This window comes from Pseudomonas sp. 05N36 (assembly GCF_056397385.1).
Window position 1 is genome coordinate 147,018 of sequence record NZ_JBFTNH010000003.1, and the last position, 16,108, is coordinate 163,125.

At 59.3% G+C, this 16,108-nt stretch carries 13 protein-coding genes; 9 read left to right on the top strand and 4 right to left on the bottom strand.

Features of this window, described 5'->3' with window-relative positions; all coding sequences use genetic code 11:
- Positions 1 to 10: 10 nt before the first annotated feature.
- The 8 genes from AC1DIH_RS05495 (at position 11) to AC1DIH_RS05530 (ending at position 10,691) form a co-directional block, all read left to right on the top strand.
- The gene (locus AC1DIH_RS05495) at positions 11 to 1,846 is read left to right on the top strand and encodes a (2,3-dihydroxybenzoyl)adenylate synthase (protein ID WP_477770914.1); all 1,836 of its coding nucleotides are present in this window, start codon (positions 11 to 13) and stop codon (positions 1,844 to 1,846) included.
- 27 nt (positions 1,847 to 1,873) lie between these two features.
- Positions 1,874 to 3,100 (top strand): histidine decarboxylase, encoded by a 1,227-nt coding sequence (locus tag AC1DIH_RS05500; protein WP_477770915.1) that lies wholly within the window; start codon positions 1,874 to 1,876, stop codon positions 3,098 to 3,100.
- A gap of 36 nt (positions 3,101 to 3,136) precedes the next feature.
- Positions 3,137 to 3,460: an isochorismate lyase gene (locus AC1DIH_RS05505; protein WP_054597213.1), complete on the top strand. Its 324-nt coding sequence runs from the start codon at positions 3,137 to 3,139 to the stop codon at positions 3,458 to 3,460.
- Positions 3,461 to 3,727: 267 nt separating this feature from the next.
- Entirely contained in the window at positions 3,728 to 4,078 is a 351-nt protein-coding gene (locus AC1DIH_RS05510) for a DUF4190 domain-containing protein (RefSeq protein WP_477770916.1), read from the top strand.
- 15 nt (positions 4,079 to 4,093) lie between these two features.
- Positions 4,094 to 4,549 (top strand): DUF805 domain-containing protein, encoded by a 456-nt coding sequence (locus AC1DIH_RS05515; RefSeq protein WP_477770917.1) that lies wholly within the window; start codon positions 4,094 to 4,096, stop codon positions 4,547 to 4,549.
- A 275-nt stretch (positions 4,550 to 4,824) separates the two neighbouring features.
- The gene (mexE, locus tag AC1DIH_RS05520; protein WP_477770918.1) at positions 4,825 to 6,078 is read left to right on the top strand and encodes a multidrug efflux RND transporter periplasmic adaptor subunit MexE; all 1,254 of its coding nucleotides are present in this window, start codon (positions 4,825 to 4,827) and stop codon (positions 6,076 to 6,078) included.
- A gap of 15 nt (positions 6,079 to 6,093) precedes the next feature.
- Entirely contained in the window at positions 6,094 to 9,273 is a 3,180-nt protein-coding gene (locus tag AC1DIH_RS05525) for an efflux RND transporter permease subunit (RefSeq protein ID WP_477770919.1), read from the top strand.
- Positions 9,270 to 10,691: an efflux transporter outer membrane subunit gene (locus tag AC1DIH_RS05530; protein ID WP_477770920.1), complete on the top strand. Its 1,422-nt coding sequence runs from the start codon at positions 9,270 to 9,272 to the stop codon at positions 10,689 to 10,691. The genes AC1DIH_RS05525 and AC1DIH_RS05530 overlap by 4 nt, the downstream gene beginning before the upstream one ends.
- 92 nt (positions 10,692 to 10,783) lie before the next feature.
- On the opposite strand, the gene AC1DIH_RS05535 is transcribed toward AC1DIH_RS05530, so the two are convergent.
- Genes AC1DIH_RS05535 through AC1DIH_RS05545 form a run of 3 tightly spaced genes read right to left on the bottom strand, consistent with a single transcriptional unit; the run spans position 10,784 to position 14,079 of the window.
- The gene (locus tag AC1DIH_RS05535; protein WP_103314532.1) at positions 10,784 to 11,749 is read right to left on the bottom strand and encodes an HlyD family secretion protein; all 966 of its coding nucleotides are present in this window, start codon (positions 11,747 to 11,749) and stop codon (positions 10,784 to 10,786) included.
- Between the two features lie 4 nt (positions 11,750 to 11,753).
- The gene (locus AC1DIH_RS05540) at positions 11,754 to 11,954 is read right to left on the bottom strand and encodes a DUF1656 domain-containing protein (RefSeq protein ID WP_216743770.1); all 201 of its coding nucleotides are present in this window, start codon (positions 11,952 to 11,954) and stop codon (positions 11,754 to 11,756) included.
- A complete protein-coding gene (locus AC1DIH_RS05545) occupies positions 11,944 to 14,079 on the bottom strand; it encodes an FUSC family protein (protein WP_477770921.1) in 2,136 nt (711 codons plus the stop codon). Before AC1DIH_RS05545 ends, AC1DIH_RS05540 begins: the two co-directional genes overlap by 11 nt.
- A gap of 175 nt (positions 14,080 to 14,254) precedes the next feature.
- On the opposite strand from AC1DIH_RS05545, the gene AC1DIH_RS05550 reads away from it, so the two are divergent.
- Positions 14,255 to 15,310, top strand: coding sequence for a tetratricopeptide repeat protein (locus AC1DIH_RS05550; protein WP_477770922.1), 1,056 nt, complete (start codon positions 14,255 to 14,257; stop codon positions 15,308 to 15,310).
- A 392-nt stretch (positions 15,311 to 15,702) separates the two neighbouring features.
- Here the strand turns inward: AC1DIH_RS05550 and AC1DIH_RS05555 are convergent, their stop codons facing one another.
- A complete protein-coding gene (locus AC1DIH_RS05555) occupies positions 15,703 to 16,080 on the bottom strand; it encodes a response regulator (protein WP_054597203.1) in 378 nt (125 codons plus the stop codon).
- Positions 16,081 to 16,108: the final 28 nt, after the last annotated feature.

The window sequence follows — 16,108 nt, forward strand, 5'->3', positions numbered from 1 at the left end:
AGTGACAATCATGACTATAGAATTCAATCACTGGCCCCTCGACAGAGCACAGCGCTATCGGGAAAAAGGCTACTGGCTCGACCAACCACTCACACACATTCTCCAGGCACGCAGCCAGTCGCAACCTCACGCATCGGCGATCATTTGCGGTGATCGTCGTTTCAGCTATGCCGAGCTGGAGCAGCTGTCGTCCAACCTGGCCTCGCGCCTGGCGGCCAGCGGGCTTGGCAAAGGCGACACCGCCTTGGTGCAATTGCCCAATATTGCGGAGTTTTACATTGTCTTGTTCGCGCTGCTCAAGGCCGGGATTGCGCCCCTCAACGCGCTCTACAGCCATCGAAAACTGGAACTCAAGAGCTACGCCCAGCAAATCGCGCCAAGGTTGCTGATCGCCTCTCGCGAGCATGAAGTCTTTCGCGACGACAGCTACATCACAGACCTTAAGGAAGTGGGTTCCAACCCTGAAATCACCCTGCTGCTGGGCGAACCGCGTGACGAAAACAACCTCGCCGCCTGGATCAAAACCCCGAGTGAGCAGTACGTGGACTTCTCCCCCAGCGAACCGGGTGAAGTGGCACTATTCCAATTGTCGGGCGGCAGCACAGGCACCCCAAAACTCATCCCGCGCACCCATAACGACTATCACTACAACGCCCGGGCGAGTGCGCAAGTATGCGAGCTCACTGCACAAACGCGCTTTCTGTGCGCCCTGCCTGCGGCGCACAACTTCTTGCTCAGCTCGCCCGGTGCCCTGGGTGTCCTGTATGCCGGCGGCACTATTGTCATGGCTCCGAGCCCGGAGCCGTCGACGTGCTTTTCGATCATTCAGCGCCATGAAGTGAATACCGTGGCCCTGGTTCCAAGTGCAGTCGCCTTATGGTTGCAGGCCGCGCCGGAGCACAAGGAGCAACTGCAATCGCTGGAGTTCCTCCAGGTCGGCGGCGCCTGTTTCGCCGACTCGCTGGCACGCCAGGTTCCCGGAGTGCTCGGCTGCAAGTTGCAGCAGGTGTTCGGCATGGCCGAGGGTCTGATCAACTACACCCGCCTGGGCGACACTGACGAACAGATCTTCGCCACCCAAGGCCGTCCGATCTGCCCGGATGACGAAATCAAAATCGTCGACGAACAAGGCATTCCAGTCCCGCACGGTGAGCCTGGCATGCTCGCTACTCGCGGTCCTTACACGTTCTGCGGCTATTACCGAAGCCCCGAGCAGAATGCCCAGGCGTTTGACCATGAGGGTTACTACTATTCCGGCGACCTCGTTGAGCTCACACCGACAGGCGATTTACGGGTCGTCGGCAGGGTCAAGGATCAGATCAACCGCGGTGGCGAAAAAGTAGCCTCGGAGGAAATCGAAAACCTCATCGTCCTCCACCCGGACGTGACCCACGCTGGCCTCGTGGCCATGCCCGACGAAAGACTGGGGGAAAAGAGCTGCGCCTTCGTCGTCACCCGTAACCCCCATCTCAAACCACCCGCCTTGAGACGCCACCTGATGGAACTCGGCATCGCCGAATACAAACTCCCCGATCGTATCCGGCTCATCGAGACCATGCCCCTGACGGCCGTCGGCAAGATCGACAAAAAACAACTACGCCAACTCCTGGCGGCGGAAACCACCCGCGCCTGGCTACACACCCGCGTACTGCAACTTGTCGAGGACTGTGAAGACCTGGACCCGGAAGAAAACCTGATTTTCTACGGCCTCGACTCCTTGCGGGTGATGAAGCTCGCTGCAGAGCTCAAAGAGCGCGGCATCGCTGTCAGCTTCGAAGAGCTGGCGGCCTCGCCGACGCTCGCCAGTTGGTGGTCGCTGGTAGACACCAAGCAAAAAGCCGCCTGACCGGGCGGCTTCTAAAAGGAGTTAGGCATGACTTTATCCACTGCCGACCAAAGCAGGCTTGAACGCTTCTGGCAGCACTGCGTGACGAATCAGTACTTCAATATCGGGTACCCCGAATCAGCGGACTTCGATTACTCCCAACTGCATCGTTTCCTGCGATTTTCGATCAACAACTGCGGGGATTGGAACGAGTACAGCAACTACCTGTTGAACTCATTCGACTTTGAGAAGGACGTCATGACGTACTTCTCCGAGCTGTTCAACATCGCGCTCGAAGACAGCTGGGGCTACGTCACCAACGGGGGAACCGAAGGCAACATGTTTGGCTGCTACCTGGGTCGCGAACTGTTCCCGAACGGCACCCTGTACTACTCGAAAGACACCCATTACTCCGTTGCGAAGATCGTCAAGTTGCTACGGATCAAATGTCGTGCAGTCGAGTCATTGGCCAATGGCGAAATCGACTACGACGACCTGATGGCCAAAATAACCGCCGACCAGGAACGCCACCCGATCATCTTCGCCAACATCGGCACCACCCTGCGCGGAGCGGTCGACAATATCGTCACCATTCAACAGCGTCTGAAGCAGGCGGGCATTGCCCGTCATGACTACTACCTGCACGCAGACGCAGCGCTGAGCGGGATGATCCTGCCCTTCGTCGATCACCCACAACCCTTCTCGTTCGCCGATGGCATCGACTCGATCTGCGTTTCCGGCCACAAGATGATCGGTTCGCCCATTCCTTGCGGGATCGTCGTGGCCAAACGCAAGGACGTTGCGCGCATCTCGGTGGAAGTGGATTACATCCTGGCCCATGACAAGACCATCAGCGGCTCGCGCAATGGCCATACACCCTTGATGATGTGGACGGCACTACGTAGCCACTCGTTCGCTGACTGGCGCCAGCGTATCCACCACTGCCTGGAAAAAGCCCAGTATGCGGTGGATCGATTCCAGGCCGCGGGCATTGATGCCTGGCGCAACGAGAACTCCATCACCGTAGTGTTCCCTTGTCCGTCGCAGAGGATTGCGAAGAAATATTGCCTGGCGGTATCTGGCGATACAGCGCACTTGATAACGACACCCCATCATCACGACAACGTAATGATCGATGCATTGATCGATGAAGTCATTACCGAGCTTGAAACGGATGCCTGGCGATTCGGGGGAGCGCATGTCAAACAAGGAGGGAATGAGCGACGACCTTCAAACTCCGTCAGGGAGACCTGCCCCCGATTCGACGTCATCTGAAATTGGCTATTTTCAACACACCTTGAGACAAGCACCATGTCGCCACTTAAAACACCTGAAGCCTGCGAAAACCTCAATGATATTCGGGCAGGCATCGATTTTTATGATCGCCAGATCCTCGAGTCCTTGAAACTACGCCTGGGTTATGTAAAAGCCGCCGCGCAATTCAAAGCCAATGAGCGGGCTATTCCCGCTCCAGAGCGGGTCGCGGCGATGCTCGAAGACCGTCGCGAGTGGGCAGTCGCCGCCGGGTTCGAAGTGGCCTTCGTCGAGAAACTCTACAAGCACATTATTCATTGGAATATCCAACAGCAGATTCTGCACTGGCAAGAAACCTATTCCGACCGAAATACGGCCTAAGCCATTAATGAGCGTATGACCAGGAATATGGTGTAGACGTTTCAGAGTTTGTGGTTCTCAAAGGGCGCCAGAGAGGGGCGCCCTGCACTTTCAATGTTGCGTTCGCTGGCCGGCTTGTGACCACGCCATCGAGGCCGCACCAGGATCCGGACAGCCTCCAATAGCAGTGAATAAACCCTACCGAAATTTATTTTAAATAATCCTAACGTTTTTCCAGGTCTGGTCGATAATGAGGCGGGTATTTAGCATTAGACGTTAAGGAAAACGATGGCAATGGTCTTTTGTCGTGCGTGCGCCAAGGAAATTCACGAGACGGCCCCAACGTGCCCCCAATGCGGCGCGAGCCAACACGTTGCTATCGCTGCAACGAATGACGTTGGTTCGCCGTGGCTGGCCATCCTCTCGTTAATATTGGGCATCCTCTGCGTACTCAGTCTGTTTGATGACTCTGAATGGGATAGAGATACCCTCATTGGACTGGGAGCCCTCTCCGTCACAGGTCTCATTTGCGGCATCATCAGCATTAACCAAAAAAAATCAGGAAATAACCTGGCGATCGCCGGTGTCGTCTTATCGGCTATTGCGACGTTTATTTTTGTTGGACTGTCGTTTGACTAATTTTAGGGAAAAAATATGAGCATGGTTTTTTGTCGTGGTTGCGCCAAGGAAATTCACAGCACTGCTACGACCTGCCCGCAATGTGGCGCACCTCAGGCGTTCCAGCCAACACGTCCAGCGTCAAGCGCTGTACCAGAGACCGGCAATCCGTACCTTGAAGTGCTCAAGAAATATGCCGAGTTTAAAGGCCGCGCCAGCCGCCGCGAATACTGGATGTTTATTCTGATCAACCTCGGGGTCTCTTTAGGGCTCATCGTTATTGAGGCCTTGCTGGGTGGCAAAGGGTACATTTACAACCTTTATAGCCTTGCCGTGTTTCTTCCTGGTCTGGCGGCAGCCGTTCGCCGGATGCACGACACTAACCGCAGTGGCTGGTGGATCTTGCTACCTATCGTGAACATTGTCTTCATGGTCCAGGACAGTCAGCCTGGCGACAACCGTTTCGGGTCGAACCCAAAAGGGATCAACTGAACCTGGTTCACAAGACGCTTATCGAGACGGCCGCAATGGCCGTCTCTTTGCTTATAGCAGTTGACCCGCCTGACAATCCGTCCGATCTTTGCACTCCCCGCAACACTGAATTGCGCTTGAGCCAATTGATAGCTACCTAACAAAACCCCCATGCTAGAGGGCTTACTTCGCGCTTATATCATTCCGAATGATAGTTACCTTTGCCTCATTCGATTCGTTTGATACAGCCCCGCCGAGCATCATCCGCCCATCTCAATACAGTGGCGGATGCATCCATGGAACAGTCATTCAAACATTTGCGCTTCCCCTTGGCCGTTTTGGCCTTGCTGGTGATGAGCGCCTGCGGCAAGACCCCGGGAGCTGCTGCCGCCATGCCTGCGGCCAAAGTCAGCGTGGCCAAGGTACTGGAACAACCGGTCAACGAGTGGGACGATTTCACCGGCCGCCTGGAAGCACCGGAAACCGTCGAGATTCGTCCTCGGGTGTCTGGCCAGATCGACGAAGTCGCATTCACCGAAGGCGCCCTTGTGAAAAAGGGCGATTTGCTGTTCCAGATCGACCCTCGTCCCTTCCAGGCTGAGGTCCGCCGTCTTGAAGCCCTGGTTGCCCAGGGCCGAGCCAATGCTACCCGCAGCGAAAACGAAGCCCAACGCGGTGAGCGCCTGCGCACCAGCAATGCGATTTCTGCCGAGCTGGCCGACTCGCGCAGCAGCGCCGCCCAAGAAGCCCGAGCGGCTGTCGGCGCCCTCCAGGCGCAACTGGACCTGGCCAAACTGAACCTCAGTTTCACTCGCGTCACCGCACCGATCAGCGGCCGCGTCAGCCGTGCCGAAATCACCGCCGGCAACCTGGTCACCGCGGATGTCACCGCGCTGACCAGCGTGGTTTCCACCGACAAGATTTACGCCTACTTCGACGCCGATGAGCGCGTGTATCTCAAGTACACCCAGCTCGCCCGCCAGGGCCAACGCGGTCAAACCACTCCGGTTTACCTTGGCCTGTCCAATGAAGAAGGCAACCCACACCTGGGCCAGATGAACTTCGTCGACAACCAGGTCAACCCGAAAACCGGCACCATCCGTGGTCGCGCCGTATTTGACAACAGCAAGGGCGAATACACCCCCGGCCTCTATGCTCGCCTGAAACTGGTGGGCAGCGGGACCTATTCCGCCGTGCTGATCAACGACGAAGCCGTCGGCACCGACCTGGGTAAAAAGTTCGTGCTGGTGATGGACGCCGACAACAAGTCGGCTTATCGCGCCGTCGAACTGGGACCGAAGATCGAAGGTTTGCGCATTGTGCGCAGCGGCCTGAACAAGGACGACACGATCATCGTCAAGGGCTTGCAACGGGTACGTCCGGGTTCCCCGGTGACACCTGAAGTGATCCCGATGGCCAGCCAGGAAACCCTAGCGGCCCTCGCTCAACAACGCCAAGCGCTTGAAGCCAGCAACCTGCCCCAAGTCGCACCTGCCAAGGTTGCGCCGGGTACGGCTGTGAAACTCGCCGCTGCGACTCCACGCGGTTAAGGGACGACAACTCCGATGAATTTTTCCCAATTCTTCATTTCACGGCCGATCTTCGCAGCGGTGCTCTCGCTGCTGATCCTGATCGCCGGCAGCATCTCGCTGTTCCAGCTACCGATCAGCGAATACCCGGAAGTCGTGCCACCGACCGTGGTGGTCCGCGCCAACTTCCCGGGTGCCAACCCTAAAGTCATCGGTGAAACCGTGGCCGCTCCGCTGGAGCAAGCCATCACCGGTGTCGAGAACATGCTGTACATGTCGTCGCAGTCCACCGCTGACGGCAAGATCACCCTGACCATCACCTTTGCGCTGGGCACCGACCTGGACAACGCCCAGGTGCAGGTACAGAACCGTGTCACCCGCTCCGAGCCCAAGCTGCCCGCAGAAGTGACCCGGATCGGCATCACGGTGGACAAGGCCTCGCCCGATCTGACCATGGTTGTGCACTTGACCTCGCCGGACAAGCGCTACGACATGCTCTACCTGTCCAACTACGCCCTGCTCAACATCAAGGATGAGCTGGCGCGGCTGGGCGGTGTCGGTGACGTACAACTGTTCGGCATGGGCGACTACTCGCTGCGGGTCTGGCTCGATCCGAACAAGACCGCTTCGCGCAACCTGACCGCGACTGATGTGGTCAACGCGATTCGCGAACAGAACCGCCAGGTCGCCGCCGGTGCCCTGGGTGCGCCGCCTGCGCCGAACGCCACCGCGTTCCAGCTCTCGGTCAACACCCAAGGTCGCCTGGTCTCCGAGGAAGAGTTCGAGAACATCATTATTCGCTCTGGCGAAAACGGTGAAATCACTCGCCTCAAGGACATTGCTCGTGTCGAGCTGGGCTCCAGCCAGTACGCCTTGCGCTCCCTGCTGAACAACCAACCGGCCGTGGCGATCCCGATCTTCCAGCGTCCGGGCTCCAACGCTATCGAGATCTCCAACGAAGTGCGCGCCAAAATGGCCGAGCTGAAGAAGGGCTTCCCCGAAGGCATGGACTACAGCATCGTGTATGACCCGACGATTTTCGTTCGCGGTTCCATCGAAGCGGTGGTGCACACGCTGTTCGAAGCACTGATTCTGGTAGTTCTGGTGGTGATCCTGTTCCTGCAAACCTGGCGCGCCTCGATCATTCCGTTGGTGGCAGTCCCGGTATCGCTGATCGGTACGTTCGCCGTGATGCATCTGTTCGGCTTCTCGCTGAACGCGTTGTCATTGTTCGGATTGGTATTGGCCATCGGTATCGTGGTCGACGATGCGATTGTGGTGGTGGAAAACGTCGAACGGAACATCGGCCTCGGGCTGACACCGGTCGAAGCGACCAAGCGCGCGATGCGTGAAGTAACCGGACCGATCATCGCCACCGCGCTGGTGCTGTGTGCCGTGTTTATCCCGGCGGCCTTCATCTCCGGCTTGACCGGGCAGTTCTACAAGCAGTTCGCGTTGACCATTGCGATCTCCACGGTGATCTCGGCCTTCAACTCGCTGACCCTGTCGCCAGCGTTGGCGGCTGTGTTGCTCAAGAGCCATGACGCGCCGAAGGACCGTTTCTCGAAGGTCCTCGACGGGATCTTCGGTGGCTGGCTGTTCCGTCCGTTCAACCGTTTCTTTGATCGTGCCAGCCATGGTTATGTCGGCACTGTTGGTCGTGTGATCCGCAGCAGCGGTATCGCCCTGCTGCTGTACGCCGGTCTGATGGCGCTGACGTTCCTCGGTTTCTCCAACACCCCGACCGGGTTCGTTCCGGCCCAAGACAAGCAATACCTGGTGGCGTTTGCTCAACTGCCTGACGCATCGAGCCTGGATCGCACTGAAGAAGTGATCAAGCAGATGTCCGAGATTGCCCTCAAGCAACCCGGTGTCGCCAACTCGGTGGCTTTCCCTGGTCTGTCGATCAACGGCTTCACCAACAGCCCCAACGCCGGCATTGTATTCACCCCGCTCAAGCCGTTCGATGAGCGTAAGGACCCGAGCGAATCGGCCGGAGCTATCGCAGCGGCATTGAACGCCAAATTCGCTGACATTCAAGGCGCATACATCGCGATCTTCCCGCCGCCGCCAGTACAGGGCCTGGGCACCATCGGTGGTTTCCGCCTGCAGATCGAAGACCGGGGCAACCTGGGGTATGACGAGCTGTACAAAGAAACCATGAACATTATTGCCAAGAGCCGCAGCGTGCCGGAACTGGCTGGACTGTTCACCAGCTACACCGTGAACGTGCCACAGGTCGATGCCGCCATCGACCGCGAAAAAGCCAAGACCCACGGCGTGGCCGTCAGCGACATCTTCGACACCCTGCAGATCTACCTGGGTTCGCTGTATGCCAACGACTTCAACCGCTTCGGTCGCACTTATCAGGTCAACGTTCAGGCCGAGCAACAGTTCCGCCTCGAACCGGATCAGATCGGCCAGCTGAAAGTGCGCAACAACAAAGGCGAGATGATCCCGCTGGCGACCTTCATCAAGGTCAGCGACACCTCGGGGCCGGACCGCGTGATGCACTACAACGGCTTTATCACCGCCGAAATCAACGGTGCCGCAGCCCCTGGCTACAGCTCCGGCCAAGCGCAACAGGCCATCGAAAAACTGCTCAAGGACGAACTGCCCAACGGCATGACCTACGAGTGGACCGACCTGACCTACCAGCAGATTCTGTCCGGCAACACCGCGCTGTTCGTGTTCCCGCTCTGCGTACTGCTGGCGTTCCTGGTACTGGCCGCGCAATACGAGAGCTGGAGCCTGCCACTGGCGGTGATCCTGATCGTCCCGATGACCCTGCTGTCGGCGATTACCGGGGTGATTCTGTCCGGTAGCGACAACAACATCTTCACCCAGATCGGCTTGATCGTTCTGGTGGGACTGGCCTGCAAGAACGCGATCCTGATCGTCGAGTTCGCCAAGGACAAGCAAGAGGAAGGCCTGGACCCGCTCAGCGCGGTACTGGAAGCCTGCCGTCTGCGTCTGCGGCCGATCCTGATGACGTCCTTCGCCTTCATCATGGGCGTGGTGCCACTGGTGTTCTCCAGCGGTGCCGGTGCAGAAATGCGTCACGCCATGGGTGTAGCGGTGTTCTCCGGGATGCTCGGGGTGACCTTCTTCGGTCTGTTGCTGACGCCGGTGTTCTACGTATTGATCCGTCGTTTTGTGGAGCGCAGCGATGCACGCAAAGCGGCCAAGGCCCTGAAACTGGAGGCGCAACAATGAGCCTGAAAGCCTTCCTGCCGAGCTTGCTGGTGCTGGCCCTGAGCGCCTGTGCCGTCGGCCCGGACTACAAGACCCCGGCAACGGAGGCGGCCAACATCACGGCCGCCACCGACGGCGCCAACGGTCAGAAGAACTTCGACCGCGCACGCTTCGAAGGTGTCTGGTGGCAGCAGTTCGACGACCCGATCCTCAATCAGTTGGTGACCCAGTCGTTGCAGGGCAACCGTGATCTGCGAGTGGCGTATGCCCGCTTGAAGGCGTCTCGTGCGTTCCGTGACGACGCGGCCACCCAGACCACGCCCAATGTCACCAGCCGTGCCAGCAGCGATTTGGCCAAGGGCCAGATTCCCGGCCAGACCACTCAGCGCGTCAACAGCGAGCGCTATGACCTGGGCCTGGACATGGCCTGGGAAGTGGATCTGTTCGGCCGAATCCAGCGCAACCTGGAAGCCGCCGATGCCGATCAGCAAGTGGCCGAAGCCGACCTGCACCAACTGCAAGTCAGCATGATTGCCGAACTGGTGGACGCCTACGGTCAACTGCGCGGTGCGCAACTGCGGGAAAAAATCGCGCTGGCCAACCTGCAGAACCAGCAAGAGTCGAGCAAGATCACCGTGAGCCTGCGTGATGCCGGCGTCGGCGATCAGCTCGATGTGGTTCGTGCCGATGCCCGCCTCGCTTCCGTCGAAGCCAGCGTGCCGCAGCTGCAAGAAGTGCAGGTACGCCAACGCAACCGCATCGCCACCCTGCTCGGTGAACGGCCGGACAAACTGACCGTCGACCTCAGCCCGGCCAACTTGCCGGCGATTGCCAAGGCCCTGCCGATTGGTGATCCGGGTGAACTGCTGCAACGCCGTCCGGATATCCGCAGTGCCGAGCGCAAACTGGCGGCCGCCACCGCCCGCATCGGTGTGGCCAAGGCCGATCTGTTCCCACGGGTCAGCCTCAGCGGCTTCCTCGGCTTCACCGCCGGGCGTGGCTCGCAAATCGGCTCGTCGGCAGCCAGCGCCTGGRCGCTCAGCCCAAGCATTACCTGGGCCGCGTTCGACCTGGGCAGCGTGCGCGCTCGTTTGCGAGCAGCCGATGCTAACGCCGAGGGCGCCCTGGCGACCTACGAGCAGCAAGTGTTGTTAGCACTGGAAGAGTCGGAGAACGCTTTCTCCGATTACGGTAAACGTCAGCAACGCCTGATCTCGCTGATTCGCCAAAGCGAATCGAGCCGCGCTGCCGCCGACCTCGCGCAAATTCGCTACCGCGAAGGCACCGTGGATTTTCTGGTGCTGCTCGACGCGCAACGTGAACGCCTGGCCGCCGAGGATTCCCAGGCCCAGGCCGAGGTTGATCTTTACCGTGGCATCGTTGCCATCTACAAGGCCCTCGGCGGTGGCTGGCAACCCGAGACGGTCGCCAGCAGGTAATCCCCTTTCAAGAGCTCCTTTGGTTGGCCGCAACCAACCAAATTTTTTGCCCCGTGCCTCATTCGGTCGCGGGGTTTTTTTTGCCTGCAAACTTAGCGGTGATCGTCGGATTTGCGGGTTTCCTGGACAGTCACCGTAGCCGTGGTCCCGGCGCGCAGCGTGTTTTTTCCGGCGTAGTCGGCATCGATCTGAATCCGTACCGGCACCCGCTGCGCCAGTTTGACCCAGGTGTAGCTCGGGTTGATGTTGGCCAGCAAACGGCCGCCGGGCAGGTTTTCCCGGTCGGCAATAGCGAAGGCGATGCTTTGCACGGTGCCGCCAAAACGTTCGCCACTCATCAGTTCGATGTCGACCCGGTCACCTTCCGCGATTCGTGGCAGTTTGGTTTCTTCGAAGTAGCCGCTGACATAAAACGAGTCGCTGTCCACCAGCGCCACCAGCGGACCGCCCGCAGTCGCGTAATCGCCCTGCCGAGTCAGCAGATTGGTGACGTAGCCACTGACCGGCGATTCGACCCGGGTGCGCTCCAGATCGTGTTCAGCCTCGGCCAATGCGGCGATGGCCAGTTGCACATTGGCCTGGGCAAAACCCAGGTTGGCCTGGTTGCGCAGCAAATCGGCCTGAGCCACCGACACCTCGGTACTGGATTTTTCCCACTCTTCGCCAGAGACCGCCATGCGTTCCTTGAGGGTCCGTCGACGCAGCTCCTCGCTTTGACGCTGCTTGAGCAGCGCCTGGCTGGCAACGATGGTCGCTTGCGATTGCCCGAGAGAAGCCTTCGCCACTTCCACCGAACGCTTGGCATGTTCCACCGCCAGGGCGTAACGCGAGGGATCGATTTCCAGCAGCAACTGCCCCTTCTCCACATGCTGGTTATCCTGCACACCCAGGCGGACGATGCGTCCCGCAACATCGGCGGACAAGGTCACCACATCAGCCCGCACTCGTGCGTCCCGGGTCCAGGGTGCGCGGGTGTAATGCTCCCAGGCAAACCAGCCGAGCACAAAAGCCAGCACGACCACCGCCAGTGTCGAGAGTTGGGCAAGGATCTTCTTCAAGGCATCAGGCTCCCATCACCAGAATCAACACCGCGCACACGCAGGCGTACAACGCGCCTTCGAACAAGGCTTCATGCCAGACGAACTGCAACACGCCGAGGCGCCGCAGGATCCAGTCCAGCACCAGGAAAATCGGCAAGCCCAGCAACAGCGCCTGGGCAATCGGCGGCAGATAGACGCCGCCTATTTCCAGATCAATGGTCAAGCGCAGGTACTCCTTGCAAGGTGACAGGCTCAAAGTGGCCACGGTGGCGCTCCAGGAACGACACCACGATCAACAACGCCACGCGCATGCGAAACACTGACCACAGGTGTTCATGGACGCTGCAGTGCAGCGCGTCCAGCTCATCGCCCAAGGCGTGCAGGCTGTCGATCACGCGATCCACTTCGAAGTTCGGCCGACCGGCAACCAGCCGCCCGGCTTCCTGAACGGTGGCAAACAACCGGGTTTGCGTCTGCGGACTCAGTAGCACGTTGTTCTGCCCCTGCTGCCTGAGCTGGTTCAAGGCAATGCCCAGGGCCAGACAGCCGAGGCTGACCTCGAACAGGTCGCGCGACGGCTTGTCCTGGATGGCGGGCAACAGCCCCAGCATCGTGGTCAGACGGTCGACAAGACGACTCTCGAAGGCAAACTGGTTTTCATCCGTGGCCGGTTTTTTCAGCAAGGCATAGACCTGCTCGCAATTTTCCTGGTGCAGCCGGCGAATACGCAGAACGGGCCTGAAGGGGAAGATCAAGGCATACACACTCAACGCCAGCACGGTGGCGCAGGTGTAAGCGCCAGCAAATTCAAACCACTGGATCGCGGTGTTCTGCCCCAATCCGGTGTTCTGCGGGCCCAATAACAGAAACGTCGACAATCCCAGCCCGATCCCCGTCCCCGTGGTTGGCGGGCTGGACAACCCCACCGCAACGGCATACAGCAATGGCGCCAGCAACAGGGCCAACAGTTCGAAGCTACTGATCATCGGCACCAGCGCAAACTCAAGCACCGCCGACACCACCAGCGCCAGCCCCAGGCCCCGGGCATAGCTCTGGGCAGCCAACAACGGGCGGGGAAACGTCGCCATCAACGAGCAGAGGATCCCCGCCACAATCATCCCGCCCCGGGCGCCATCCCAACCGGTTTCAATCCATATCAGGCCAGCCACCATCAGTGCGCAGAACGCGCGGATGGCATTCATCGTCGCCAGGGTGAAATCCAGGTGCAGCGGATTGGCCTTACCGCGAAACACGCTACTGGCCTTGCGTCCGCTCTGGATCGCGTCGCTCAATTCCAGAATCGTTTCAAGCTGCTGCAGCATTCGCGCCTGTTCCCAACGCAGTGACCATGACAGCGAGCGCAAGGTGGCCTTCAAGGGCTCGGTCAGTTGCTCCGAACGGTAGGCCAGTGCATCGAAGCGCTGTTGCAATGCCGCAAACTGGTGCCGCTTCTCGCTGGACAGCGCGCGCCCCTGCCGGGCCAGTTCATCGAGAAAGGTCAGCTCTTCGTTCAGCAAATGCTGGATTTCGCCAGGGATCTCGCCTTCCCAGCGTTCGAGCAACAGCTCGCGCTGATGGCGCAATGCGGTGAGCCGCGCGGTCAGCAACAGCAGTTGATTGCCAAGCAATTGCACCAGGTCGTCGGCACTGCGCAAACGCGGCGCGTCGTAATACAAATGCCGGCGTACCCCCTCCAGCGCGCTGATCTGCGCAAGCAGTTGCATTTGCCGACGGTGGAAGTCTTCCTCGCTTTCCTCGGTCCGAATGACCGCGCTGGCATGGGTTGCCAGCAGCTTGATCACCTGATCGATCCTGGCAAAGTAATCCTTGGCCACAGCCTCCGGACGCGCGGTCAGCAGGCTGACCACACAGACACAGGCAACCGCCAGCAACGTCTCGGTCACGCGGGTCACGGCCAACAGGAAGGTGCCCTCCAGATCAGGCACTGCCAACAGCCCCACCACGACTGCCGTATAGCCGCTGAGCACAAATGCCTGGGAACTGGTGTAGCGCAACAAGGTGCCACCGGCGGTGCACAGCGCCAGCCACAGGGACAACGTCATCACGAAAGGCACCGGCGCCTGGGGGAAGATCGCCATGATCACCACGGCCACGGCCGCGCCCAGCGTGGTGCCGATGACCTGGCCAAAACTGCGAGCAAGCGCCATCCCGGCCAGGGGTTGGCTGACGATGACCACGGCCATGATCGACCATTTGGGCTGGTCGAGGTCAAACACAAAGGCCAGGTACAGTGTCAGCAACCCGGCGGTGATCGTTCTCAAGGCAAACAGCAACACCCCGGGACCGGGGTGGAGGATCGCCTTGAAGTACTGCAGCAACGCTTGCATGGCAACGCTCGTCGAGTCATCTCCAGCAAGCGTAGTCACTACGACGACACGTGAGAGGTTTCAGCTCGACTTGTGCCCATCAAGTATGGTTTTAACCATGTCCCGGGTTTGACTCGCAGCGCCAGCTGACCGATGCTGGCAGCTTTGCAAACACTGTCAGATTCCGGATTCCTGCATGCCCATGCCTCGCCGCTACCTGTACATCAGCCTGCTGGTCCTGTTTGCCGTCGGCATTGCCTGGTTTTCTCTACGCAGTACAACGCCCCAGGTGCCCCCCGCAATCAAGCAGGGCTATCACGACGCCATGGAAAAGGCCCGTAACGGCCAACCCGGTGCGGCGCGAGTGCTCTATCAGCAACTGGCACGTCCGGACTTGTCGGATACGCGCCGTGTCCTGTTGCATGCCGAACTGGCGAATTACCCGAGCCCGCAGGCACTGAAACTGGCAGACGCCGACCTGCAAAATCCTGTGGCCGAGGTTCGCCAGGCGGCGATCAAAAGCATCGTCGGGCTGGTGCCCAATGGCCAACGCAGCCTGTTGCTCGGGCCATTGCTCGACGACCACGAGCAAGTCGTGCGTTTTGCCACCGCGAACGCGTTGCTGGGGCTTTCGCCGGATGATCTGGGGTTGTACTTCGGCCCTTTGCAGCAGGTCATCGACGAGTATGAGCACTCGCTTAACAGTCAGCCCGAAAGCGCCGAGACCCAATACCAACTGGCTCGCCTGCACCTGCACAACGCCCAATTGAAAGAAGCACAACAAGCGCTCGATCAGACCTTGCGCCTGGACCCGGGCAACTTGCCGGCGCTGGTGATGCAAATCGAGGTCCTGGATAAACAGGGCCAGGCCGATGCGGCCCAACAAATGCTTGCCAGGCAGTTGAAGGCCCAACCTGACTCTGCCTATCTGCAACATGCCTTGGGGCTTTGGCTGCTGCATCACGGGCAAAGCGAGTTTGCCTTGCTCGGCCTTTCAAAAGCCGTGGAACTTGCGCCCGACAACAAGGAATACCGCTACGACCTGGCCACCACGTTGCACGGCCAGGAAGAACTCGAAGCCGCACAAAAGCAGCTTCAGGAAATCGTTCAACGCCACCCGGCCGACCGCAAGGCGCGCGTAACGTTGATCAACTACTGGAAGGAAAGTGGCCAGCTGCAGAACGTTCAGGTGCTGCTGGCACAGCTTGAGCAGATGAATCCGGATGACCCGGCGTTGCAGCAGGGACTGTAAAAGACCACCAGGTTCGATAGATGCGCCGTGGGGCATACGAAAGCACGGATCGTTCCCACGCGCGTGGGAACGATCAAGGGCTGCGCCCGTAGCAGCTGCCGAGCCTGCGAGGCTGCGTTCGGCTGCGAAGCAGTCGTAAAATCATGCAACACGTTCTGTCACGTAAACCGCGTGCGCAGGATTGGCGAGGACTGCGTCCTCGAACGCAGCCTCGCAGGCTCGTCAGCTGCTACGACGGGTGTTTAGGCTTGCCTACTCGGTGAATCGCGCACTGGATCACCTCGATACACCTGAACCAGCGTAGGAGCTGGCGCAGCCTGCGATCTTTTGATCCTGGAAAGATCGTCCGAACGCGGCCCGAACCTTCGGCTGCCCGGGGTATTGCGTGGGACTTACGAAAGCATTTCGTGCATCAAGACCTGCAACTCGTCGAGATCGAACGGCTTGGCCAGGATCGGCGCCTTTTGCGCGATCGGACTGCCGGACTCGCGAATTTCCTGCGGGTAACCGCTGATGAAAATCACCTTGAGTTCAGGTCGCAACTTCACCGCAGGTTCGGCAATCTGTACGCCGGAGATGCCACCGGGCAGACGGTAATCGGTGATCATCATATCCAGGTGCGGTTTGCTCGCGAGAATTTCGAAAGCCTGCTCGCCATCTACAGCCTGCAAAACCCGATAGCCCTCACCCGACAGATAGGCGACCAGTACCATCAGGATCGAGGGGTCATCTTCAACGATCAATACGACGTCTTGTGCATCTTCACTCATGGGAAGCCTTTGTTCGGTCAATAGCTGC